The organism is Eikenella sp. NML120348 (assembly GCF_001648435.1).
Taxonomy (GTDB): Bacteria; Pseudomonadota; Gammaproteobacteria; order Burkholderiales; family Neisseriaceae; genus Eikenella; species Eikenella exigua.
Window position 1 is genome coordinate 147,707 of sequence record NZ_LXSP01000002.1, and the last position, 21,174, is coordinate 168,880.

General features: G+C 56.7%; 25 protein-coding genes and 2 pseudogenes. 11 read left to right on the plus strand and 16 right to left on the minus strand.

All coding sequences use genetic code 11. From position 1 onward, the window contains the following. Positions 1-8 precede the first annotated feature (8 nt). From A7P99_RS03995 to A7P99_RS04050, 12 genes are all read right to left on the minus strand, one after another. Complete coding sequence (locus A7P99_RS03995; RefSeq protein WP_067686577.1) at positions 9-242, minus strand: hypothetical protein; 234 nt, start codon at positions 240-242, stop codon at positions 9-11. Between the two features lies 1 nt (position 243). Then, positions 244-783 carry a host-nuclease inhibitor Gam family protein gene (locus A7P99_RS04000; RefSeq protein WP_064105034.1) on the minus strand — a complete coding sequence of 180 codons (540 nt, stop codon included), beginning with the start codon at positions 781-783 and terminating at the stop codon, positions 244-246. Then, positions 777-1,166 (minus strand): hypothetical protein, encoded by a 390-nt coding sequence (locus A7P99_RS04005; RefSeq protein WP_067686578.1) that lies wholly within the window; start codon positions 1,164-1,166, stop codon positions 777-779. The genes A7P99_RS04000 and A7P99_RS04005 overlap by 7 nt, the downstream gene beginning before the upstream one ends. Next, the gene (locus tag A7P99_RS04010; protein WP_067686579.1) at positions 1,159-1,662 is read right to left on the minus strand and encodes a hypothetical protein; all 504 of its coding nucleotides are present in this window, start codon (positions 1,660-1,662) and stop codon (positions 1,159-1,161) included. The genes A7P99_RS04005 and A7P99_RS04010 overlap by 8 nt, the downstream gene beginning before the upstream one ends. Then, positions 1,659-1,970 (minus strand): hypothetical protein, encoded by a 312-nt coding sequence (locus A7P99_RS04015; protein ID WP_067686581.1) that lies wholly within the window; start codon positions 1,968-1,970, stop codon positions 1,659-1,661. Before A7P99_RS04015 ends, A7P99_RS04010 begins: the two co-directional genes overlap by 4 nt. Positions 1,971-1,972: 2 nt before the next feature. Next, a complete protein-coding gene (locus A7P99_RS04020) occupies positions 1,973-2,200 on the minus strand; it encodes a hypothetical protein (protein ID WP_067686582.1) in 228 nt (75 codons plus the stop codon). Between the two features lie 2 nt (positions 2,201-2,202). Continuing rightward, positions 2,203-2,766 (minus strand): hypothetical protein, encoded by a 564-nt coding sequence (locus tag A7P99_RS04025; protein ID WP_067686583.1) that lies wholly within the window; start codon positions 2,764-2,766, stop codon positions 2,203-2,205. A 142-nt stretch (positions 2,767-2,908) separates the two neighbouring features. Beyond that, positions 2,909-3,202, minus strand: a complete 294-nt coding sequence (locus A7P99_RS04030) for a hypothetical protein (RefSeq protein ID WP_067686584.1) — start codon at positions 3,200-3,202, stop codon at positions 2,909-2,911. Positions 3,203-3,372: 170 nt separating this feature from the next. Next, positions 3,373-4,263, minus strand: coding sequence for an AAA family ATPase (locus tag A7P99_RS04035; RefSeq protein WP_067686587.1), 891 nt, complete (start codon positions 4,261-4,263; stop codon positions 3,373-3,375). A gap of 66 nt (positions 4,264-4,329) precedes the next feature. Beyond that, positions 4,330-6,348, minus strand: coding sequence for a Mu transposase C-terminal domain-containing protein (locus A7P99_RS04040; protein WP_067686708.1), 2,019 nt, complete (start codon positions 6,346-6,348; stop codon positions 4,330-4,332). Beyond that, positions 6,341-6,820: a hypothetical protein gene (locus tag A7P99_RS04045; RefSeq protein WP_067686593.1), complete on the minus strand. Its 480-nt coding sequence runs from the start codon at positions 6,818-6,820 to the stop codon at positions 6,341-6,343. Before A7P99_RS04045 ends, A7P99_RS04040 begins: the two co-directional genes overlap by 8 nt. Positions 6,821-6,885: 65 nt before the next feature. Then, complete coding sequence (locus A7P99_RS04050; protein WP_067686595.1) at positions 6,886-7,164, minus strand: helix-turn-helix domain-containing protein; 279 nt, start codon at positions 7,162-7,164, stop codon at positions 6,886-6,888. Between the two features lie 204 nt (positions 7,165-7,368). On the opposite strand from A7P99_RS04050, the gene A7P99_RS04055 reads away from it, so the two are divergent. From A7P99_RS04055 to A7P99_RS09980, 9 genes and pseudogenes are all read left to right on the plus strand, one after another. After that, positions 7,369-8,184: a helix-turn-helix transcriptional regulator gene (locus tag A7P99_RS04055; RefSeq protein ID WP_067527399.1), complete on the plus strand. Its 816-nt coding sequence runs from the start codon at positions 7,369-7,371 to the stop codon at positions 8,182-8,184. A gap of 223 nt (positions 8,185-8,407) precedes the next feature. Next, entirely contained in the window at positions 8,408-9,046 is a 639-nt protein-coding gene (locus A7P99_RS04060; RefSeq protein WP_067528020.1) for an MBL fold metallo-hydrolase, read from the plus strand. Positions 9,047-9,307: 261 nt separating this feature from the next. Further along, positions 9,308-9,748 carry an MliC family protein gene (locus A7P99_RS04065; RefSeq protein ID WP_067686602.1) on the plus strand — a complete coding sequence of 147 codons (441 nt, stop codon included), beginning with the start codon at positions 9,308-9,310 and terminating at the stop codon, positions 9,746-9,748. Positions 9,749-9,995: 247 nt separating this feature from the next. After that, on the plus strand, positions 9,996-10,691 hold the full coding sequence (tsaA, locus tag A7P99_RS04070) for a tRNA (N6-threonylcarbamoyladenosine(37)-N6)-methyltransferase TrmO (RefSeq protein WP_067686711.1): 696 nt from the start codon (positions 9,996-9,998) through the stop codon (positions 10,689-10,691). 326 nt (positions 10,692-11,017) lie between these two features. Continuing rightward, positions 11,018-11,695 (plus strand): response regulator transcription factor, encoded by a 678-nt coding sequence (locus A7P99_RS04075; protein WP_067439781.1) that lies wholly within the window; start codon positions 11,018-11,020, stop codon positions 11,693-11,695. 183 nt (positions 11,696-11,878) lie between these two features. Next, complete coding sequence (locus tag A7P99_RS04080) at positions 11,879-13,318, plus strand: cell wall metabolism sensor histidine kinase WalK (protein ID WP_067448969.1); 1,440 nt, start codon at positions 11,879-11,881, stop codon at positions 13,316-13,318. Between the two features lie 184 nt (positions 13,319-13,502). Next, complete coding sequence (locus A7P99_RS04085) at positions 13,503-14,753, plus strand: cell division protein ZipA C-terminal FtsZ-binding domain-containing protein (protein ID WP_067448917.1); 1,251 nt, start codon at positions 13,503-13,505, stop codon at positions 14,751-14,753. A gap of 100 nt (positions 14,754-14,853) precedes the next feature. Continuing rightward, entirely contained in the window at positions 14,854-15,936 is a 1,083-nt protein-coding gene (gene apbC / locus A7P99_RS04090) for an iron-sulfur cluster carrier protein ApbC (RefSeq protein ID WP_067448915.1), read from the plus strand. A gap of 192 nt (positions 15,937-16,128) precedes the next feature. Further along, positions 16,129-16,265: pseudogene (locus tag A7P99_RS09980) on the plus strand (IS1595 family transposase); the annotation flags it as partial. Positions 16,266-16,321: 56 nt separating this feature from the next. On the opposite strand, the gene A7P99_RS10655 reads toward A7P99_RS09980, so the two are convergent. From A7P99_RS10655 to A7P99_RS04105, 4 genes and pseudogenes are all read right to left on the minus strand, one after another. After that, positions 16,322-17,575, minus strand: coding sequence for a 3'-5' exonuclease (locus A7P99_RS10655; RefSeq protein WP_369799380.1), 1,254 nt, complete (start codon positions 17,573-17,575; stop codon positions 16,322-16,324). Between the two features lie 24 nt (positions 17,576-17,599). Further along, positions 17,600-18,343: pseudogene (locus tag A7P99_RS10660) on the minus strand (UvrD-helicase domain-containing protein); the annotation flags it as partial. Between the two features lie 115 nt (positions 18,344-18,458). Next, the gene (locus A7P99_RS04100; RefSeq protein WP_067448911.1) at positions 18,459-18,764 is read right to left on the minus strand and encodes an RnfH family protein; all 306 of its coding nucleotides are present in this window, start codon (positions 18,762-18,764) and stop codon (positions 18,459-18,461) included. After that, complete coding sequence (locus A7P99_RS04105) at positions 18,757-19,194, minus strand: type II toxin-antitoxin system RatA family toxin (RefSeq protein ID WP_067448909.1); 438 nt, start codon at positions 19,192-19,194, stop codon at positions 18,757-18,759. Before A7P99_RS04105 ends, A7P99_RS04100 begins: the two co-directional genes overlap by 8 nt. Positions 19,195-19,418: 224 nt before the next feature. Between A7P99_RS04105 and dprA the strand changes: the two genes are divergently transcribed. Together dprA and A7P99_RS04115 are read left to right on the plus strand one after the other, a co-directional pair. Then, positions 19,419-20,657 (plus strand): DNA-processing protein DprA, encoded by a 1,239-nt coding sequence (gene dprA, locus A7P99_RS04110; protein ID WP_067448907.1) that lies wholly within the window; start codon positions 19,419-19,421, stop codon positions 20,655-20,657. Then, the gene (locus A7P99_RS04115; RefSeq protein WP_067448905.1) at positions 20,654-21,124 is read left to right on the plus strand and encodes a DUF494 family protein; all 471 of its coding nucleotides are present in this window, start codon (positions 20,654-20,656) and stop codon (positions 21,122-21,124) included. The genes dprA and A7P99_RS04115 overlap by 4 nt, the downstream gene beginning before the upstream one ends. The last annotated feature ends 50 nt before the right edge of the window (positions 21,125-21,174 follow it).

The window sequence follows — 21,174 nt, forward strand, 5'->3', positions numbered from 1 at the left end:
TCAAACTCCTACATAGCAAACCAAATTGCGGCACTGATGGCAAACCATATAGCCGCCCAGGCAAACCACCAGCGGCCTTCTCGGCGGTAGGCTTCAGCCGTGGCACAGTAGTGCTGTGCCAACTCCAGAGCGCGGTAGCCGCAAGTATTGATGGTGTCGGACACATCAATTTTCAGGGTGCAGTTGATTTCTCTGCCTGCTTTATCGGCGCAGGACTTGCCTTCATTCAGCATTACAGCCATCTCACACCCCCGCTAATTCCGGGTCGCTGGGTTCGATCACGATTTTCTCCACCCCGCTCATAATCTTGATACCCGGCACCTGCCCGTCGGCAAACAGCTCGGCCTCGTTGAGGATGGCCTCCTTGTTGATTTCTTCTTTCAGCCGCACAAAGCGAGCCAGCGCGGTTTTTTCCTTCAGGTAGGCCAACACCGCCGCTACACCGGTTACACGCACGCTGGGCGGGTCGGCACGCCATTTCACGATGCCGGTTACAAAATCCACGGTCTTGGTTTTGTAGCCTTCGGTCAGCTCTTCGCGGTTGGCTTCGCAGTAGGCCTGCACGCCGCCGGTGAGCTCGGCCAGTTCGGCGCGCAGCGGGTCGGCCAGCTCGTTGTACTCCTGCTCGATGGCCGCCTGCTTGTCGCCCATCTCGGCTTCCAAGCGTTTTACTTCGCGTGCCAAGTCGCCGATGCGGCGGATTTGCGCCGAGGCTTCCACGCGGCTCTGCACGGCGGCCGTCAGCGCGGCCTGTTTAATGCGGGTTTTCTTTTTCGCTACCATTGCTTTTTCCTTTCAAAGATTTCAGCGATTTTTTGATACAGTTTTTTCAGGTTTTCCCGTCCCCGGGCTTCTTCTTCCGGCGTGAGTTGCCGTTTGTGTTCCAACTTCGGCGGCTCCGGCCTCGGCGGCAGACACCTAATCAGCATCTTGGGTGTCGGCCAGCGTTCGATTTCGGCCAATAAGCAGGCAAATGCCCGGGTAATGCGTCCCGCATCCTGCTGCTCGTCCCATTGGATGGGCAGTGAGGCAATCGCCTCCATCCATACACTGGCCGTCAGCTTGATGCCGCTATTGGGCGGTGCGCCGTCCGGGCGCAGCATCATCAGTTTTTGCAACCCGGTTAGGATTTCGTCGCGGGCAAATTTCGGCAGGGGCTTATCCATGCTTCATTTCCTCCAGTTGGGCTACTGCGTCCAAAGTCTTGCTGGTTTGCTTCAGACTGCCGCCACTAATAGCCGGGGTCGCTGCGCCATCGCCAATAGATACTGACATTGGTGCCGCATTGCCCGCCCAACCGGCAATAATCTCGTATAGGTAGCCGTGGGATTTGAGCGGGGTTTTCAGGCGGCCGCTGTCGCGGGCGGCCAGCACCTCGTTAAACGCATAAGCCCAGGCGGCCACTGGGGCGGGGTAGGATTGGCCGTTGCGGTAAATCTGCCCGGCTTGGATGTCCGGCAGCAGTTCAGCCATCAACGAAGCCATGCGAGCTTGAGAGAGCGCAGACTTGTTCGGGCGAAACAGGCCAAGATATTTCACTAGCCCCAGCGTCATCGGCCCGCCGATATTGGCCAGCGTCCACAAGCTCTGCCGCGCCTGCTCGTGGGCAATCAGCGCATCGAGGGAGTTTTCGGCACCGCAGCACGGGCAACGGGTTTTCATGCTGCCGCTCCCTGTTCGGCAGCCAGCCGGATAAAGGTGTCGATGTTTTCGCGCTCGGCTTGCAGGGCAAACGCCTTGTCTTCGGCGCTCATGTCGCCCGGGTAATCGCGCAGGATCATCCAATCGAGCCTTTGCGTTTCCAAATTCGGAATCAGCTCAATGCCCTTACCAATATCAGCCACCTTGAAATAGTCATATCCATCACCGTGATAGCCGACTTTTATGGTAGTGCCGTCGCAGTCCAACACCACCGCTTCAACCCCATCATGGAAGCGCACCATGTCGCCAAATTTGATTCGCTGTGTCATTTCTAAGCTCCTAACTTCTTCATCATCTCATCACGCCTTTTTTGCGCCGCTGCACCGATGGCTTGATAGTGTTTGCAAGCCACGGCCTTGCGTGACCAATAGCGGCCGATTTCTCCTTTGGCGCAGGGCGCAAAGCCAAACCTCAACATCGGCGTCGGCCTAGGCTTTTTGTCTTTTCCCGGCTCGCTGGTTTGCCAATATCGGCAGCGGTAACAGGTTTGCTCGGTCATTTTCAGGTAGCCTTTATCCTTTTGAATCCCACTACCCACACCCACGGATTGATGCCCCATGCTTCGGCACCGTTGATGTAGTTCCAATACTTGGCGAAGCTGCCGACCGCATCGGTTGTTGCTGGATCGCTATCCGTACCTTCTGCCAGAGCATCCTCCCAGCTGATGGCCTGAACTCGCTCCACCTTGATGCCGGTTATTTCCAACATGATGCGGCTGTGTTTGCGCGGCATATGGATGGATGGTTTCCAGTGGATGTCGATGGGGGTAGGGGCGATGTCATCAGCCCTGTAGAGCAGGCTGCCTGTTTCCGGGTGCACTGCCCAAGCCTCGCGTACCCACAAGCGGTCGCCGGGTTGTCCATAGGGACAGGGGACAAACTGATCTAAACGTACATGCGGTTCCTGTTTGCCAAACAGTGCGCCAAAGCGGTTTTTGTGGTGCCCCAGCACAATTAATTTTCTCCAGCTCGAATCCAGTTGTAATGCCCGCCGAGTCTGTGTTTTACGACCTTCTAAAATCGCCCGCACCATCGGACCGCTGAATAAAATCGGACGTTCTTTCATCACTAACCCCTCTGTTTCTTCCGATAACTCGGCCGCTTGTCTTGTGCCTGCCTAGTCTTGCGCTGCAAATACCGCTGCCCCATCAATTGCAACTTAAACTCCTCATCGCTCAAGTTGTAGCCTCGTCTAATCGGTCGCCTCATCATGGTTTTATCCTTTCGGTTTCAGGTAGCCTGTCGGCGATGGGCTCATACACAATGCCGCGCATCCGCTCTTGGTCACTCATGCGGCTGTAGGTCGCTTCCCATTGCGTTGCTTCACGGTCGGCCTGCTGTTGCAGGGTAGCCATGCGGTCGCTTGCTGGCTCGGCCTGTACCAGCACCCTGTTTGCTGCCGGCTGCGGGGTGCAGCTGCCGGTCATGGCGGCATAAGCCAGCGCAATCAGCGTGCCCACCATCCAGCGCCGCAGCGCCGGTTTCAAGCTGTCTTGCCACATTATTTCCTCCCGTCTTGGATACCGCGGAGTACAAGCTCAATAGCCCAGCCCACCCCGAAACCCACAATCGCAATGGCAAAGGCCAAAGTAAGTGCCGCGCCTATCACGCTGCCGAAATTAGCTTGGTTAAACCATGTCCAAAATTCACACATTTTTCATCTCCTCTTTGCTTAGTGAATCAACATCTCGGCAAACTGCCGTACCATTTCCACGGAGGGATCCTGCCGGTTAATCCGGGCAAGCCGCACCACGCCGCGCAGCATCTTGTCCAGCCGGCGTGCGTTGCCTGCGGCGGTGCGCACCAGCTCGGCGGCGGCCTCCTCATCCATATCCGGCATCGCTTGGGCCACAATCTGTGCCAAGTCTTCATCCGGCACGCTCTCGCCTAAATCCAGCTTAAAGGCCATGCGGCTGTAGAGCTGTTTTAATTCGCCATTTTTGCCGCGCAGGTTGACTAGCAGCCTCGGCATCCCGGCCAACACCAAGCCGCAGCCGGTTTTGTCGTGCACGCGGCGCAGGCATTCCAGTGCCCGCAGCGGCAGGTTTTCCGCTTCATCCACCAAGATGATGCGGCCGCTGTCGCGCAATCGGCCCACCACCGCATCCATCAGCTCGTTCAGGCTGCCTTTACCCTCTGCGCCCAGCATGGCGGCCAGCTTTTGCAGCAGCACTTTGGCGGTATAGGTCGGATCGGTCTCAATCATCAGCGCATCGGGTGCCTGTTTGCAGTATTCGCGCAGTGAGCTGGTTTTGCCCAAGCCGGCCTGTCCAAATAGCACCACTGCTTCGCCTTCCACGTGTGCCAACCGCAGCACGTCGCGCACCCGCTTGGCCGTAGTCGTCAGCACATAGTCCACCTCCAGCTTTCTCTCGGCTTCGCGCTCGCGCTGCTTTTGCAGATAGGCGGCAATCTTGCGTTCGATTTCCTGCACATTGCCCGGGTATTTGCCGTGCAGGTATTGGTTCACCACGGGCGAGGTTACGCCCACGGCACGCGCCACCGCCGATTGCGAGAGGCCGTTATCGCTGATATAGTCTTGTAAATCCTGTCTGATGCTCATCTTTAAAATCCTTTTAAAAAGGGGTTTCAGGGTTTTCAGGTAGCCTGTTGCCGCAGGCTGCCTGTTTTACTTCGCTTGCTGCCGCTCCCATTCGTCGCGGTCGCTTTCAAACATAAATATCTGAGGTTTTTTCGCCGGCACGGGTTCGTAGTTCCCATTGCCAACCAGCAGGCCAAAATCGGGCTGGTGCTCGATGGCCGGGCGGGTTTCTTCTTTCGCCAGCCGGATAGTGTTTTCGGCGCGTTTGATGCGGCCTTTGGCACGTTTTTCCGCCAGCTGGTCGCGCACCGTAATCGGCATAGCTGCGCGTTTGTTGCCGTCCACCTTGGCTTTGCACACAAAGCTGCCGTCCATCTTGTACACATACACCCACTCGGCATCGTCGTAGTCGTAGGCCACCCGCACGTCTTCGCCGTGCAGCTCGGCCAATTCGGTCGAAAAATACACATTGCCGAACAGCTCAATCTGCCCGCGTGCTGCCTTGCGCACTTCTTGCGGCCTAAACAGCACGTCCAGTTCCGCTTCGGCCAGCAGGTCGGGGGCGAGGTTTTCCTGCTGCATCCGCAGGTCGCGGTATTCCAGCGGGGTGTAGTGCACGCCGTCGGCGTTTTTCGGCAGTTCGCTGTGCGGCCGGTTGTTGTAATCGGCAATACACTGCATCACATCCGCCATAAACTGCTGCCAGCTCGGCAGCTTGGCCTTGTAGCGCTGCTGTTCGGGTGTCAATTCCTTGCCCTGCCGCCATGCGTTAAACGCGCTGTCCATCTTGCGGTAGAGCAGGTTTTGCGTGCTTCTGTCCATACTGCTGCCGGTAAAGGTTTCGTATTGCGCCGCCAGCCGGATCAGGTTGTCCTGCCACCATCTCTCGATGATGCCGCGCCCCTGCGGGTTGCCAGGCAGGCCGGTTTCATGGTGGATACCCAGCCGTGCGGTCAGGCCGGTGATTTCATGGTCGATGGTTTTGCCGGTTTGACCGCCGCCGTTGTCGGAGTAGTACATCAGCGGCACGCCGTTGTGCTTGATGCCAATACGCAGCGCATCCGCCACCGCCACACAGCTCTCGGCGAGGGAAAAGCTAAACCCCACCACCATGCGCGTGCAGCCGTCGATAATCACAGTCACCTCGGGCTTAAACGGTTGCCCGTGGATGGGGTGCTGCACCTTGGCTTTAAAGCTGTGGCCGTCGCCGATCCACACGTCATTCGGGCGCAATGCCTGCCAGTCGCGCCGGATATAGGGCAGCAGCGATTTGTAGGCCGCACCCGTCATCCGCCCGCGCTGCTGCATAATCTGCGGCAGCCTTTTCCACACCCGCCGCACCGTATCCAAGCTCGGCAGTTCGTAGGCCGGTTGGGTAGCCAGCCAGCCTTTGGCAAATTCCTGATAGCTGTGCGCCAACTTCGGAGCGCTCGGGCGGCAGTGGTGTGCCATAAAGTCGGCCAGCCAGGCAATCTGCACCACCGGCGTCTCTTTTTTGGTTGGGCGCGGTGCCAAGGCAGCCAGCCGCTCGTTGGGCGAAGTGGCGGCACGGTAGGCCGCTACCCAGCCTTTCAGGGTGCGCACACTGATGCCACGTTGGTTGTTGGCGCGGGCATTGGCCACCGGCACCAAATAAGCCAGCGATTCCGATAGCTGCCCACTTTCCACCTGCCGCACCACAAACTGCACCGCATCCGTAATCCCAAAGCCGGTTACCTCATGCAGCCGCAATACCTCCGCCGCCAGAGCCATCCGCGCATGGGCGCAGTCGCGCTGCTTGTCGTTCAAGCCCATCGCATAGTCGTCAATCGGCAGCCCCAGCTGCTCCATCCGCCGCACCGCCGCAGGCCGTTTGGCCTTGGCCACGCTCGGCAGCATCGCCGGCTGTGATTGAGCCAGTAACTGCGCCGCCTGCCGCTCCCGTACCGCGGCTTGGATGGTTTCAGGTAGTCCGGCCACTTGGTATTCCACGCCGCCACCGCGTTGTGCACGTCTGCGGCTCGGCCAATATTCGCGCTTAGCTTTATCGGAGATACCTTTAGGGGTTTTAGGCAGAGAGGGGATGCTGAGCTGCGCTAATTCAGCCGCACTTAAATATTCACTCATGGCTTTCATCCCCCAAATCCAATTCCGGATTGCCGGCCTTTTTCACGTTCTCGCGCTGATAGGCCAGTAAAGCCAACACATTGGTTAAAGCTGCAATGGTCTCGTCTACACCGCTGCCGTCTTCGTGCCATTTAGCCAACAGCGCCAAAGCCTCGGCTGTTTGGCTCTGTACTTGTGCCATATCCGCCACCTTGCCCTTGCGGCCACGCGGGATTTCAATCACCACCCGGTCGCCATGCAGCACACTCAAATACTCGCTGATAAAGCGGCTGCCGGTCAGTGCCTCAAACTGGGCTATCCGATTGAGTGGCAAAGTATTATCCAACAGCCAGCGGTAATAGGTTTTAAGCTCCACCCCCATCAGGTCGGCCATCACTTTAGATGGACGGTGCTGTTCCTTAGCATGCCGTTTGGCCAGCTCAATCGCATGGTCTAGAGAGGTGGCTTTCGCCTGTCGTCTGATGGTTCTCATGGTAAAAATTTATCAATCGAGAATTTAAATTCGTGATTTTTTAGCCTGTTATCCGTACAATACATTTATGCATTACACGCACGGCGCAATACAGGCTGGAAATTTCGTGCCGCATACCGTTGTGGCCAAATTTGTTCTGGCTTCATGCCCAGCGCATCAGCAATGACCTGTTCGCTTTTGGGATAAGGTTTGACTAAGGCGCCATAAAGGGTGGTTGGATGCACGTTGGCTTGTGCTGCCAGTGCGCGAATCGACCAACCCCGTTTTTTCAACGCAGCGATGATGTCTGCACGGTGCCAATCCAAAAGCTCCGGTGTTACTTTTTGAGCTGTATTTTTTTTCATCTTAATTACCTATTTTTTGTCAGTTGGGGAATTGACTAGATGTAGGTATTATAGCGTTAAACTTAAAATTAGCAAGTAGAATTTATAGCGTTAAACTTAAAATTTATGAGATTTTCTTAGGTTTGGTTATAAATTTATGATTTAAAGAATAAAATATTCTAAGATTAACGTTATAGTTGTTTATAGGTTGAGGTTAGTCTTCGTATGGAAAACTTTAACGTTGAGTTCGCGAAGCGCATGGAGATAGTTGTGAAGAGGCTTGGTAGCGTCTCCGAACTAGCAAGAAGAGTGGATGTAGCCTACCCAACGGCCACAAAATGGGTTAAAGAGGGTGCAGAGCCCAGCACCACCAACCTGATCAAAATCGCTGACGCCTCTCAAGTGAACTTGTTATGGCTGGCCACAGGGCAAGGTGCTCCCTATTTAGAAGGAGAGCAAAGTATTTCTGACGAATTAGAGCAGGAAGGGCAGCGAATACTGCAAGAACAGTTGGAGAAGACTGATCAGATAGTAAAAAGCCTGCAAGAAGCTAGGCGCATAAGCCGGATAGGCAGCACTCAGCCATTAGATGTAAATGGGAATGCTGTAGATATTGATGAATTTGTCTTTATCCCGTTCTATGATGTATCTGTATCTGCTGGGCAAGGCGCTTGGGTGGATAACGACCGGCCAAAATCCTGCCTCGCCTTCCGCCGCGATTGGCTAGAGAGCTACATTACATCTGATTTTTCCACGCTGACGGTGGTCATGGTTAAAGGCGACAGCATGGTCGGCGTGCTAAATGATAAAGATGCCATCTTGGTAGATCACAGCCAAACCGAGGCTTCTGATGGTCTGTATGCCTTGCGTATCGGCAACGAGACTTTTGTCAAACGCGTTCAACGCCTGCCTGATTCTTTGCTGATCACCAGTGCCAATCAGGAATATCAGCCGTTCACGGTACCACTGGAAAATGGGGATGCCGCCAGCAGTAATGTATCTATTATTGGTAAAGTGGTTTGGCTTGGCCGTGCTCTTTAAATGCCCGCCTCCTGATAAAACCATAATTGCTTAAATTCTGCTTTAAAAGCGTTTAATCCCCATTCATTCCGGTGCAAAAGATAATGCATTTTTTATCAAACTAAAGCAAAAGCTGGCGCAAGTTTTTTCTCGCACCAGCTTCGCTCAAATCCGCACCTGATAAAGTTTTCCGCCGTTTTTTGCCCCCGGTCATCCCAGTGCAAAAATAACCACCTCCCCACACATGCCGCTCAACCTTACCGTGTTCGCCGTTACCCCCTTCCGCCAAAATTGCTCACTTTTGTGGGATGAAGAAAGCAAAGAAGCCGCGTGGATAGACGTGGGCGGCGATGTGCCGTGGCTGTTGAAAGAAGCTGCCAAGCTCGGCGTGCAGCCTAGGGCAATCTGGCTCACCCACGGCCACCTCGACCATGCCGGCGGCGTGGCCGAGATGATTGCGCACACCCCACTGCCCGTTATCGGCCCACACCGCGACGACCAATGGCTGCTTGACAACTTGCCCGAAATCACCACCGGCTTCGGTTTTCCCGTGTCTCCGCCGGTGAGCCCGAGCCGCTGGCTGGAAGAGGGCGACGAGTTAAGCGTGGGCGCATACCGCTTCCAAGTGCTGCACATCCCCGGCCACACTCCCGGACATGTGGTGTTTTACTGCGTCGAACAAAATCTCCTGATTGCCGGCGACGTGCTGTTTTACGAATCCATCGGCCGCACTGACTTCGAACGCAGCAGCCACGCCGACTTGCTACACAATATCCGCGGGAAACTGCTGGTGTTACCCGAAAACACCATAGTGCTGCCCGGCCACGGCCGCAGCACCACCATCGGCCACGAAAAACAACACAATCCGTTTTTGCGGGATTAAAACCCACAGGCGGCAGGGTAATCGATACATACAGCCTGTCTTATAAAGAGGCTACCTGAAAAACACGAAAACCAAAGCTTAGGCTTGCCAAAACAAAGGCTACCTGAAAGCGGCCAAACGCTTTCAGGTAGCCTTTTCGCCAGAATAAGGGGATATTGCCGTAAATCTTGGTTAACCCCCCTTTTTATGCCGCACACTTTGGGCTAAGATGTTCTCGCCGCCGGCTATGGCGGTATTTTCTCATTTTATAGGAAATACACAATGAAAGTACGTACTTGGGCTGTACCGGCCTCTTTGGCTTTGTTGCTGACTGCCTGCGTGGCGCCTGCCCCGCAAGACGACGGCCATCGTCATCACCATCACCAACGCCATGAAAACAGCATGCAAGACCCGGGCAACGAGCCGGCTCCGCGCCACGAGCGTCGTGGCGAGCGCCGCGCACACGGTGCCGAGCGTTTCAGCTGTGAAAATGGCCTGTCTGTAACTGTGCGCCAGCAAGGTACCGACCGCGTGAGCCTGCAGCTTGACGACAAGAGCGCTGTGCTCAACCGCGCTACTTCTGGCTCCGGCGAGCGCTACACCTCTAACCGCGGCCTGTTCGGCAGCGGCGCCGAGTGGCACCGTAAGGGCAATGAAGCCGCGTTCAGCTTCAAAGACCCCTATGGCAACAGCGTAGAAACCGCTTGCCAACGCCAGCAGTAAGCTGATTTAAATTCAACGCCGCATTAGTGAAATCAGGCCGGCAGCCCGAGAATTCCGAGGTTGCCGGTTTTCATTGGGGGGGGCAGAACATGGAGGACGCAGTAAGGCGGCGTTGTGATGCCATCACCTTGCTGCTTTGCCAAAACTTAATTTCAGCTTCGCAGAAACTCAGCTCCAGCTTTGCTGAAGTTGGCGTTTTCAGGTAGCCTTTTATCTCACTCTATGCTCATATTGATTGCTCCAAGCCATGCCAGCCACCCATATCCTGCAAGCCATCGCCTACGTTCGCTCTCCTTATAAACAGAAATTCGGTGTGCCGCGCCAGCCCGGCTTGGTGCCTTCCGCCCAGGTGTATATCGAGCTGCTGCCCGAGTTTCCTGCCGATTGCGTGCGCGGGTTGGGAAGCTTCAGCCATATTTGGGTGCAGTTCGTGTTTCACGGCGTGGCCGGGGCAGGCTGGCAGCCTTTGGTGCGGCCGCCGCGTTTGGGCGGTAACCGGAAAATGGGCGTATTTGCCACGCGCAGCCCGTTCCGGCCCAACCCGTTGGGGCTTTCCCTACTCAAGCTGGAGCGCATTGAAACCGATGGTGGAGTACGGCTATGGTGTGGCGGAGCGGATTTGCTCGATGGCACGCCGGTGTTAGACATCAAGCCCTATCTGCCCTTTGTGGAGGCTCAGCCCGATGCTGCTTCAGGCTTCGCCACCATTCCACCCGTGCCGCTCGAAGTAGCTTGGCTAAATGAGGAAACAACTACCACCTTGCCATCAACTATCCGCCTGTTGCTTGAACAAAGCATCGCTCAAGACCCGCGCCCGGCTTATCAGGATACGCCGCAGCGTGTATATAAGATGGCAGTGGAAGATTGGGAAGTGGCGTTTCGAATTGAAAACGGAACAGCTTTAATTGAAGCAGTGATGGAGGCAGAAGGCAAGGCTACCTGAAAGTGCCAGCTTCAACGTAGTTCAAACGATGTCTTGGCACAGCCAAGGCTGAGTTTCTGTGAAGCTAAAATAAAGCTCAATCCCCTGCCGGGCTTAAATAAGCATAACATCCGTGATATCCCGCCCGGCTTACGCAAAGATTCGCAAAAGAATTTGGCTTGTTCGCCTGTATCAGGCAAAGTGTTAAGACGCTTGAAATTCAACAGTCAACCAGCCTAATTCCGGCTGCTGAGATTGAAAAATCACGTTAGTTGGTCATATTGCCGGGTTTGCCCCGGTGGCAAAATTCCGTGCTGCAACGGCACATAAAATACTAAGGAGTAAGTATGAACCGTGTTTTATTGGTAGACGATGACGCCCTGCTCACCGAGCTCTTAACCGAATACCTGAGCGCCGAAGGGCTGGAAGTTAGCAGCGTGCCGGACGGCGAAGCCGGCGTAACCGAAATCCTCACCGGCAACTACAACGTGGTGGTGCTGGATTCCATGATGCCCAAGCTCAGCGGGCTGGATGTGCTCAAAACCGTGCGCCAGCAGAGCAAAATCCCCATCATCATGCTCACTGCCAAAGGTGATGACATCGATCGCATCATCGGCCTGGAAATGGGCGCAGACGACTATGTGCCCAAACCCTGCCAGCCGCGCGAACTCTTGGCGCGCATCAATGCTATTCTGCGCCGCACCCGCCTGGCCGAGCCGGACAACAGCACGCCCAATGTGATTTCCGTGAGCGGTGTAACCCTCTACCCAGCCAAACGCCAAGCCACCATCAACGAAGCCCCGCTGGAACTTACCAGCACCGAGTTCAACCTGCTGGAAGTGCTGATGCGTCACGCCGGCCAGGTGGTAAACAAAGAAACCCTCTCTCTCGAAGCACTCGACCGCAAGCTAGCCAAGTTCGACCGCAGCATCGACGTGCATATTTCCAGCATCCGCCATAAACTGGGCGATGCCTCACTCATCCAAACCGTGCGCGGCCTAGGTTATTTGTTTGTGAAAAACTGATGTTTTGATTTTAACTTGTGTTGAAGCTTACGCTTTCAAGTAGCCTCCATCGAACGAGATAAAGGCTACTTGAAATACCGCTTCTTCATTTGCGCCATTCACCCAACGGCCGCCGCCAAGCCCAAACCGACTGATGGCGGCATTGTTTTGTGGCCTGCCAAACCTTCCCGCCAAAGCATATTCATGAAACTGTTCCAGCGGATTTTCCTCACCTTTTTTTTCGTCATCATCGCCGCCATTTTCGTGGCCAGCTTCTCCTTCTGGCTGGTGCAAGACAAAATGGCCGAAAGCCGTTTCAAACAGCAGCGCGCCTTTGAAACTGGCCTGCTCAACAGCACTGTAACCGTGTTCCAAACCCGCGGCCTCTCCGGTGTACGCGAAACCCTGCAAGACTGGAACAATACCCCCACCTTCGACAATATCCTAGTAATTTCCGGCGACAGCAAAACCGATATTTTTCAGCGTCAGATTGAGCCCTCGCGCATCCTCGCCGCACGCAAATTCGCCTCTGAATATCCCAACTCCCGCGCAGTGCGTGTGGCCTACGACCCCTTGGGCGAAGAATATATCTTCATGTTGGCCGACTGGGACAAACAGCAGCCTACCCGCCCGCCTTCCCCGCTGATGATTCCCGGCATGGAAATGGCGCCCGTGTGGCACGAGCTCATCATCCTCAGCTTCATCATCATCGTCGGCCTGCTCTTAGCCTACATCCTCGCCCGCAATATCTCTCAACCCATCCGCACGCTGGAACGCGGCATGAGCCGTCTGGCCGAAGGCGACCTTGAAACCCGCATTTCCCACCAGCTGCTCGGTCGGCGCGATGAGCTGGCCAAACTCGCCGTCCAATTCGACCACATGGCCAGCCGCCTGCAAAAACTGGTGGAACGCGAACGCCATCTGCTGCACCACGTTTCACACGAAATGCGCTCCCCGCTGGCGCGTATGCAGGCGCTGCTTGCCCTGCTGCAAGTGCAGCCGCACAAACAGGAGCAAAACATCAAGCGCCTCGAATCTGAGCTCACCCGCATGGACAAACTCGTGGGCGAGTTGCTCACCCTCTCCCGTTTGGAAACTGCCAACGTGGAAATGGAAAAAGACCCGCTCAAGCTCGTGCCCTTTTTGGAAAACCTGGTAGAAGACTGTCGCGCCATCGCCTGCCAAAACAATCAGCAAATCGATTTCCACTACGACCCCGCCGATGCCGACGCCACTGTTTCCGCCAATGAGGGCTACCTCTACCGCGCTTTCGACAACGTCTTGCGCAATGCTATGGCCTACGGCCCCGAAGGCAGCAAAATCCACATCTGCCTCTCCGGCCACAAACACCATTGGCACATCGACATTGCCGACAACGGCCCCGGTGTGGACGAACGCCAGCTGCCGCACATCTTCACCGCCTTCTACCGCGCCGACAGCGGCGCGCACAAACCCGGCACTGGCCTCGGTTTGGCCATTGCCCGCCACGTTATCGGCAAACACCACGGCCGCATCAGTGCCGCCAACGTGCAGCCCAACGGCCTGAACATCCACTTTGAGCTGCCCGAGCTCACCGCCAAGCAGCAGAAGCAGGAAAAAAAAGAACGCGAAGGAAAAGAGCACGGGCAGGATGAGGACAAATAAACAGGAAGCCGTTGCCGTTGTATAGCACGTATCTTTCAGGTAGCCTTACTCCTCCCGCGCTCCAATAATCGTTTCAAACCAAACCAACACAATATGGCTTTATTTGAAATGGCCATCTATGGGAAAGAAAGTCTTTTCGCTATATAATTCCGCTGTTTCGACAGCACCCCATTCGGAAGTATCAATGAGCACCAACACCATTCTAATTATCGCCATCCTCATTTTCGCCCCCGTGTTCGGCGTATTGCTGTACAACACCTATCAGGAAAAGAAATACCGCGATTCCATCCGCGCCCAGTTCGGCCATGCCGATAAAGACGCGCTGATGGAAAGCTACACCCATTCCGTGCGCGACGGCCAGCAGCAAGCCCTCGCCGCCGAAACAGAGGCTGCCCCGCGCCTGCAGCCAGCCTTCATCAAATTCAGCCGCTCGGGCAAACAGGCCGACGAAATCCCCGTTGCCGAAACGCCTGCCGAACCCGACAACACCCCGGCCGAGCCCATATTGCAGGCCGAGCCCGCCGTTAAAGCCCCTGCTTTCAACTTCCAACCCATACCAGCCGCCGCGCCCTCGCAAACCCAAGAGCCCGCCAAACGCAAGCTGCTGCTCGATTTGCAGGATTTGGCCAAACAGCAACTGCCCTGGTTCGACAGCCGCTTCGACTACCTCTGCTACATCTCCCTGAAAGAGCCGCAGGAATTGCACGCCATGCCGCGCCTTTCCAGCCGCCACCGCTTCCGTATCGCCGGCTGCACCATGGACGACCGTTTCCAAATTGCTGAGCCGATTCCCAGCGTGTACTACCAAGGCTTCGTGATCGGTCTGCAAGCCATCAGCCGCAACGGCTTGGCCAGCATTGCCGATTTGGAACAATTCGGCGAACAGGCCAACGCCTTTGCCGAGAAAATGGACGGCGGCCTGCTGCTCACCGACATCGACACCTTCCTCTCCATCGCCCGCCCGCTGGACGATCTGTGCGCCCGCGTGGATCAAACCATCGCCATTCATTTGGTGTCCCGCAACAACGTGAGCGGCGTGGAATTGCGCAACGCCATAGAGCGCCAAGGCTTCGAGCTTTCCCACGACGGCATGTTCTACCTGAACGACGCCAAAGGCGAGCCGCTGTTTGCCATCTCCACCCTCGACAACAGCGCCTTCACCGCCACCCTGCTCTCCACCCAAAACTACCGCGGCATCAGCATGCTGTTTGATGCCCCGCACATCCCCGACGGCGAGAAAAACTTCAACCGCTTCATGGATATCGCGGTTAAGCTTTCCAGCATGCTCGGCCTGGATTTGGTAAACGACAAACTCGAAGAGCTTTCCACCCAATGGCTGAAAGAAATCCGCAGCTATGTGGTGGCGCGGCAAGACGAGATGAAACGGGTGGGCATCGAGCCCGGCAGCGAGCTGGCCAAACGGCTGTTCTCGTAGCCAACCCGCTAGAACGCCAGCCAAACAGGCTACCTGAAACGGCATTTCCCGTTTTCAGGTAGCCTGTTTCCCCAATCCACACACCTCAAGGAAAAACATCATGCATAACGATAACGCCCTGCGCGCCGCCGTCGAGGCCGTCGCCATCCCCAACAGCAGCCTCACCGTCGGCAGCAGCCATGCCCTGCAAGCCATCGAACCAACCGCCGACGGCCTGCAAATCGAACTCTGCTTCGGCTTTCCCGTCGGCCACATTGCCGACCGGCTCAAGCAAAACATCGCCGCTGCGCTGGCCCAAGCCGGTTACACCCAAAACGTGCAAACCAATATCCGCAGCGAAATCACCGCCCGCAAAGTCCAGCCCGGCGTGCGCACCATCAGCGGCGTGAAAAACATCATCGCCGTCGCCTCCGGCAAAGGCGGCGTGGGCAAATCCACCACCGCCGCCAACCTCGCCGTAGCGCTGCACAACATGGGCGCGCGCGTGGGCATTCTTGATGCCGACCTCTACGGCCCCAGCCAGCCCACCATGCTCGGCGTGCCTGCCGGCAAACCGCAGCAGGAAAACAAGCACTTCATCCCCGTGCGCTCGGCCGAAGGCATCCAAGTGATGTCTATCGGCTTTCTGGTGGACACCGACCAAGCCGTGGTGTGGCGCGGCCCCATGGTGAGCCGAGCCCTGCAGCAGCTGCTGTTTCAAAGCGAATGGGACAACGTAGACTACCTGTTTGTCGATCTGCCGCCTGGCACCGGCGACATCCAGCTCACCTTGTCACAGAAAATCCCCGTTACTGGCTCTATCGTGGTCACCACCCCGCAAGACATCGCCCTGATCGACGCGCGCAAAGCCGTGGACATGTTCGGCAAAGTCAACATCCCCATTTTCGGCGTGCTGGAAAACATGTCGGTGCACATTTGCAGCCATTGCGGCTACCACGAGCCCATTTTCGGCCAAGACGGCGGCAAAGCGCTGGCCGAACGCCTCGGCGTGCCGCTGCTGGGCCAGCTGCCCCTGAGCCTGCCCGTGCGCGAAGCCATGGATAGCGGCAGCGCCGCCCAAATGCAGGCTGCCCACCCCGCCATCGCCCAAATCTACACCGAAGCTGCCTGGCAAACCGCCCTGGCCGTGGCCGCCAAAGGCAAAGACTTCAGCAACCGTTTCCCGCAGATTGTGGTGGAATAAACTTCGCAGCTGAAATACGAAAAGGCTACCTGAAAACCATTCCCCGTCCGATGTGGGCTAACAGGGGAACGGGGGGCAAACCGCAGCTTGGTTTTCACGTCACTGAAGCTGATGCTTTCAGGTAGCCTTACTAGGCGGAGGCCGTTGGCAACATGCCGGGCTGACCGTACGAGCCGGTTTACAGACTACGGGAACTGCATCAACGGCATCGAAAATTTTTGTAATCAGGCAAAGCACGTCTTACATAAATACAACGGAATCGACTGCAATATTTCCCACTATTCTTGAAAAGGTGCGAATTTCGATTTAACTTCAATACACCATCCCGGTAGCTTAAAATCCTGCGGGGATAGTGTGGAATTTAAGGCTAATCTACGTCAGTCCCTTATTTTTTCTGCCCCATTTTGGCGTTGAGCATATCGAGCATGCTGCGCAGGTTGGCTTTACCTTCTTCGTGGCTCACGATGGGTTCGCCGCCTTTGCGGCCGAGGATTTTGAGGTCGGCTTGGGGCATTTCGTCGATAAAGCGGCTGGGCTCGGGGAATTGCCAGCCGCCTTGGCGGCGGCGTTTGACACAGTGGGTGAGGGTGAGGCTGTGTTTGGCGCGGGTGATGCCGACATACATGAGGCGGCGTTCTTCGTCGAGGTTACCTTCTTCTACGCTGTCGGCATGGGGGAAGAGGCCTTCTTCGCAGCCGGCGAGGATAACGTGGGGGTATTCGAGGCCTTTGGAGGCGTGCAGGGTGGAGAGGGTTACGGTGTCGGTTTCTTCTTTGCTGCGGCTGTCGAGCAGGTTCATCAGGGCGATGGTTTGGGAAAGTTCGATCAGGGTTTTGCCGTCTTGTTCGCCTTTTCTGGCCAGCCAGTCGCATAAATCTTGCACATTGCGCCATTTGATTTCGCCACTTTTGCCTTCTTCGTGTTCGAGCAGGTAGGTTTCGTAGCGGATGTCGGCCAGGAGCTCTTGGATGAGGCTGCCGGCGGGCTCGCTTTGGGCACGGCTTTGGTAGCTTTGCATGAGGGCAGTGAACTGGCGCAGGGCTTCGCGGCCGGCGGCGGGGAGCTGGGCTAGGGCTTCGGCGGTGTTGGCGGCGGCGTAGAGGCTGCAGGAGGCGGCGGCTGCGTAGCGGTTGAGGCTGCTGAGGGTGGCGTCGCCGATGCCACGTTTGGGGGTGGTGGCGGCGCGTAGGAAGGCGGGGTCGTCGTCGGGGTTGGCGAGCAGGCGCAGGTAGGCGAGGATGTCTTTGATTTCGGCTTTTTCAAAGAAGCTTTGGCCACCGGAAACGCGGTAGGGAATGTGGGCGCTGCGCAGGGCTTCTTCAAACAGGCGGGCTTGGTGGTTGCTGCGGTAGAGGATGGCAAAGTCGGCGTAGTTGAGACTGTCGCCGCTTTGATTGCGCCGGCGGATGATGCTGCCGGCGGCGTATTCGGCTTCGTGTTGTTCGTTTTGGCAGGCAATGATGCGCACGGGCTCGCCTTCGCCGTATTGGCTCCAGAGGGTTTTGGGGAAGAGCTTGGGGTTGTTGGCGATAACTTGGTTGGCCACGCGCAGGATGCGGGCGGAGGAGCGGTAGTTTTGCTCGAGCTTGATGATTTTGAGGGCAGGGTAGTCTTGCTGGAGCAGGCGGAGGTTTTCCATGTTGGCGCCGCGCCAGGCGTAGATGCTTTGGTCGTCGTCGCCCACGGTGGTGAAGCGGCCTTCGGCGCCGGTGAGCAGCTTCATGAGGGTGTATTGGCAGGTGTTGGTGTCCTGGCATTCGTCCACCAAAAGGTGCAGCAAGCGCATCTGCCATTTGATTCGGATGCCGGCTTCGTTTTGCAGCAGGCGGGTGGGTAGGAGGATGAGGTCGTCGAAATCGACGGCTTGGTAGCTGTGCAGGGTTTCCTGATAGCCTGCGTAGAGTTGGGCGGTTTGGCGTTCCCATTCGTTGGAGGCTACCTGAAAGGCTTGCTCGGGGGTGAGGAGGTCATTTTTCCACAGGGAGATTTTGTGCTGGGCGCGGAAAACGGCGTCGCGGCCGCTGCTGCCGAGCAGCTCGGCGATGATTTTGCCGCTGTCGGAGCCGTCGAACACGGAGAAGTTTTGTTTGTAGCCGATGTGCTGGGCTTCTTCGCGCAAGAGGCGCATACCCAGCGAGTGGAAGGTGCAGACGGTAAGCCCGCGGGTTTGGCGGCTGCCGAGCATGGCGGCGGTGCGCTCCTGCATTTCGGCGGCGGCTTTGTTGGTGAAGGTGATGGCGGCGATGTTGTGCGGGGCGTAGCCCACTTCGCGGATGAGGTGGGCGATTTTTTCGGTGATCACGCGGGTTTTGCCGCTGCCGGCGCCGGCCAGCACAAACAGGGGGCCGCCGAGATAATGCACGGCTTCGAGCTGCTGGGGGTTGAGTTGGAAGGGGGATGTGGACATGGGGGTGGATAAGGGCTGCTTGGGTTTTGGCGAAACTCGCTACGCTCGTTTTCAGGTAGCCTTTGGGTGGTTTGGGTAATGGATGCAGGCTACCTGAAAATAGTTTGCCTGATTTTCAGGTAGCCTCTTTTTTCTGTTTGGCGGCGGCTTTGCGGCGGCGGTTTTCTTTCGGGTCGATGAGCAGGGCGCGGTACACTTCCACACGGTCGCCTGTGCGCAGCGGGGTGCTGTCTTTCACTTTTTTGCCGAAGATGCCGATGGGCGCGGCAGCAAAATCCACGTGCGGAAATTCGGTTGGCAAGGCGGATTGCAGCACGGCCTGCCGCGCGGTGGTGCCGCAGGCTACCTGAAAAGCCAGCAGGCGTTGTTTGCCCGGCTCAGCATAGGCCACTTCGATATTGAGCGGGGTATCGTTAGGCATAGCGGCGGCCTGCCTCTTTCACGAAAGCGTCCACCAGCGTGCCGCTAATGTGGCTGAACACGGGGCTGATGAGCGCGGAGAGCACGCGGCTGGAAAATTCGTAGTGCAGCTCGAATTCCACTTTGCAGGCATCGTCGCCCAAGGGCAGGAAGTGCCAAGTTCCGTTCAGGCTTTTAAACGGGCCTTCCAGCAGCACCATGCGGATTTCGCGGCTGGGGATGTTGCGGTTGTGTGTGGCAAACGATTGGCGCACGCCCATATAGTCCATAAACAGCCGTGCTTTCAATTCGTTGCCGCTGCGCTGGATGATTTCGGTGCGGCTGTACCACGGCAGAAACTGCGGATAATCCTCCGCTTTGTCCACCAGCTCGAACATCTGCTCGGCAGAATGCGGCACGAGCAGGGATTTCTTCACGGTTTTGAGCGACATACAAACGGCCTTGGCAATGCAAAGTGCGCATTATATAGCGAAACGCCAAACCGCCCCACCGCCAAGCACGCATATGGCGCATAAAAACATAGATTATCAATTTGAAACAATAGATTATTTGTTGCTCGCCATTCTTGGCTCGAAACTTGCTTGAAGTTTGTTCAATACCGCTCGGCAGTCGCCGACCTACTTCCCCAACCCCATTCCCCGCACACGTAAAACACATGGAAAACTCCGCAGAACGTTTGGCTTGGATACAGCTTGCGCTGATGCCGTATATCGGCGCGGAAACGTTTTACGAATTGTGCCGCCACTACGGCTCGGCCGACGCCGTGTGGGCTGCCGAGCAGGAAGTGGGCGCCATTCTGCCCAGCCGCCCGGCGCAGGAAGCCTGGCGCAGCCGCCGCCACGAGGCCGAGGCCACTGCCGAAGCCGCGCTGGCATGGGAGCAGCAGGAAAACTGCCGTTTATTGTTGGCTTGCGACGCAGATTTTCCGCCGCAATTGGGCGAAGGCATCACCGCCCCGCCCTTATTGTTTGCCCGCGGCAATACTGAATGGCTGCATCGGCCTTCAGTGGCCATCGTGGGCAGCCGGCACGCCACGCCGCAAGCGATGCGGATTGCCGGTGAGTTCGGCGAAGCCTTGGCTGCAGCCGGCATCGTAACCGTATCCGGCATGGCCGCCGGCATTGACAGCGCCGCCCACGAAGGCGCATTGCGCAGGCAGGGCGGCACGGTGGCGGTGTGGGGCACGGGCATCGACCGCGTGTATCCTGTGGCCAATAAAGCCTTGGCGCACAGCATTGCCGAACAAGGCTGTGTGCTCTCCGAGTTCCCCTTGGGCACGCGTCCGCTGGCCGGTAACTTCCCGCGCCGCAACCGCTTGATTGCCGCTCTCTCCTCCGCCGTGCTGGTGGTGGAAGCCGCTGTGGAATCCGGCTCTCTGATTACCGCGCGGCTGGCGGCAGACATGGGGCGCGAAGTGTTCGCCGTGCCCGGCTCTATCGACAATCCGCACAGCAAAGGTTGCCATGCGCTGATTAAGCAAGGCGCGAAGCTCACCGAAACGCTGGCCGATATTTTGGAAGAATGCCCGCAGCTGCCGCAAACCGTATCGCCTAACCGCCAAACGGCAGCTCAAACCAAAAGGCTACCTGAAAACGAGCGTAGCGAGTTTCTGCGAAACAAAAATGAAGCTGGCGAGCATCGTGAAACTGAATCGCTCCCAAGCGAACAGCCCGTCTTGGCCGATACCGTGCCGGAGCCGACCGAAACGGAAACCTCGCCGCTGCTGCAAGCCATGGGCTACGATGCAGTACACCCCGACAGCCTGGCCGAGCGGCTCAAACTGCCCGCTGCCGATGTGTATGCCGAACTGACTCTATTAGAAATCAACGGCCAAATTGCCCCACTCTCCGGCGGCCGTTACCAACGTATTGCTCCAAACAGGAATGCCAAATGATTGATGTAATTGCATTTTTGATAAACAACTTCCAAGACTTCGACACCTGCCCGCGCAGCGAGGCCTTGGGCAGCCTCTTGGAACAGGTGGGTTTCCAGGATGAGGAAATTCGTGATACGCTATTATTTATGAATGTGCTCCAAGAACGCAGCCGCTCGCTACACCGCAATTTCCGCGAAGAGCAGGCGATGCGTGTGTATCTGCCCGAAGAGCTTGCCGCTTTGCCGCCCGAAGCTTTGGGTTTGCTGCACTTTTTGGTGCAAAACGGCGCTCTCTCTGTGGAGCAGCGGGAATTTGTGCTGCTTGCGCTGATGCACCTTTCGGCCAAAGCAGACGAGCCGCTCACCGATGCACACGTGAAAGTGCTGTCGCTCTTGGTGTTGTGGGCAGACAAATCCGAGCTGCCCATGCTCATCAGCGACGATTTGGTCAATGCCCTGCTGCATGGCCGAGCAGTAATGAATTGAGAAAGGCCACTGCTCTTATAATATAAGGCTACCTGAAAGATTGAGATTTT

Coding starts and splice junctions, on each gene's coding strand:
- A7P99_RS03995 (WP_067686577.1), bottom strand. CDS start 242: ATGGCTGTAATGCTGAATGAAGGCAAGTCCTGCGCCGATAAAGCAGGC.
- A7P99_RS04000 (WP_064105034.1), bottom strand. CDS start 783: ATGGTAGCGAAAAAGAAAACCCGCATTAAACAGGCCGCGCTGACGGCC.
- A7P99_RS04005 (WP_067686578.1), bottom strand. CDS start 1,166: ATGGATAAGCCCCTGCCGAAATTTGCCCGCGACGAAATCCTAACCGGG.
- A7P99_RS04010 (WP_067686579.1), bottom strand. CDS start 1,662: ATGAAAACCCGTTGCCCGTGCTGCGGTGCCGAAAACTCCCTCGATGCG.
- A7P99_RS04015 (WP_067686581.1), bottom strand. CDS start 1,970: ATGACACAGCGAATCAAATTTGGCGACATGGTGCGCTTCCATGATGGG.
- A7P99_RS04020 (WP_067686582.1), bottom strand. CDS start 2,200: ATGACCGAGCAAACCTGTTACCGCTGCCGATATTGGCAAACCAGCGAG.
- A7P99_RS04025 (WP_067686583.1), bottom strand. CDS start 2,766: ATGAAAGAACGTCCGATTTTATTCAGCGGTCCGATGGTGCGGGCGATT.
- A7P99_RS04030 (WP_067686584.1), bottom strand. CDS start 3,202: ATGTGGCAAGACAGCTTGAAACCGGCGCTGCGGCGCTGGATGGTGGGC.
- A7P99_RS04035 (WP_067686587.1), bottom strand. CDS start 4,263: ATGAGCATCAGACAGGATTTACAAGACTATATCAGCGATAACGGCCTC.
- A7P99_RS04040 (WP_067686708.1), bottom strand. CDS start 6,348: ATGAGTGAATATTTAAGTGCGGCTGAATTAGCGCAGCTCAGCATCCCC.
- A7P99_RS04045 (WP_067686593.1), bottom strand. CDS start 6,820: ATGAGAACCATCAGACGACAGGCGAAAGCCACCTCTCTAGACCATGCG.
- A7P99_RS04050 (WP_067686595.1), bottom strand. CDS start 7,164: ATGAAAAAAAATACAGCTCAAAAAGTAACACCGGAGCTTTTGGATTGG.
- A7P99_RS04055 (WP_067527399.1), top strand. CDS start 7,369: ATGGAAAACTTTAACGTTGAGTTCGCGAAGCGCATGGAGATAGTTGTG.
- A7P99_RS04060 (WP_067528020.1), top strand. CDS start 8,408: ATGCCGCTCAACCTTACCGTGTTCGCCGTTACCCCCTTCCGCCAAAAT.
- A7P99_RS04065 (WP_067686602.1), top strand. CDS start 9,308: ATGAAAGTACGTACTTGGGCTGTACCGGCCTCTTTGGCTTTGTTGCTG.
- tsaA (WP_067686711.1), top strand. CDS start 9,996: ATGCCAGCCACCCATATCCTGCAAGCCATCGCCTACGTTCGCTCTCCT.
- A7P99_RS04075 (WP_067439781.1), top strand. CDS start 11,018: ATGAACCGTGTTTTATTGGTAGACGATGACGCCCTGCTCACCGAGCTC.
- A7P99_RS04080 (WP_067448969.1), top strand. CDS start 11,879: ATGAAACTGTTCCAGCGGATTTTCCTCACCTTTTTTTTCGTCATCATC.
- A7P99_RS04085 (WP_067448917.1), top strand. CDS start 13,503: ATGAGCACCAACACCATTCTAATTATCGCCATCCTCATTTTCGCCCCC.
- apbC (WP_067448915.1), top strand. CDS start 14,854: ATGCATAACGATAACGCCCTGCGCGCCGCCGTCGAGGCCGTCGCCATC.
- A7P99_RS10655 (WP_369799380.1), bottom strand. CDS start 17,575: ATGGAAAACCTCCGCCTGCTCCAGCAAGACTACCCTGCCCTCAAAATC.
- A7P99_RS04100 (WP_067448911.1), bottom strand. CDS start 18,764: ATGCCTAACGATACCCCGCTCAATATCGAAGTGGCCTATGCTGAGCCG.
- A7P99_RS04105 (WP_067448909.1), bottom strand. CDS start 19,194: ATGTCGCTCAAAACCGTGAAGAAATCCCTGCTCGTGCCGCATTCTGCC.
- dprA (WP_067448907.1), top strand. CDS start 19,419: ATGGAAAACTCCGCAGAACGTTTGGCTTGGATACAGCTTGCGCTGATG.
- A7P99_RS04115 (WP_067448905.1), top strand. CDS start 20,654: ATGATTGATGTAATTGCATTTTTGATAAACAACTTCCAAGACTTCGAC.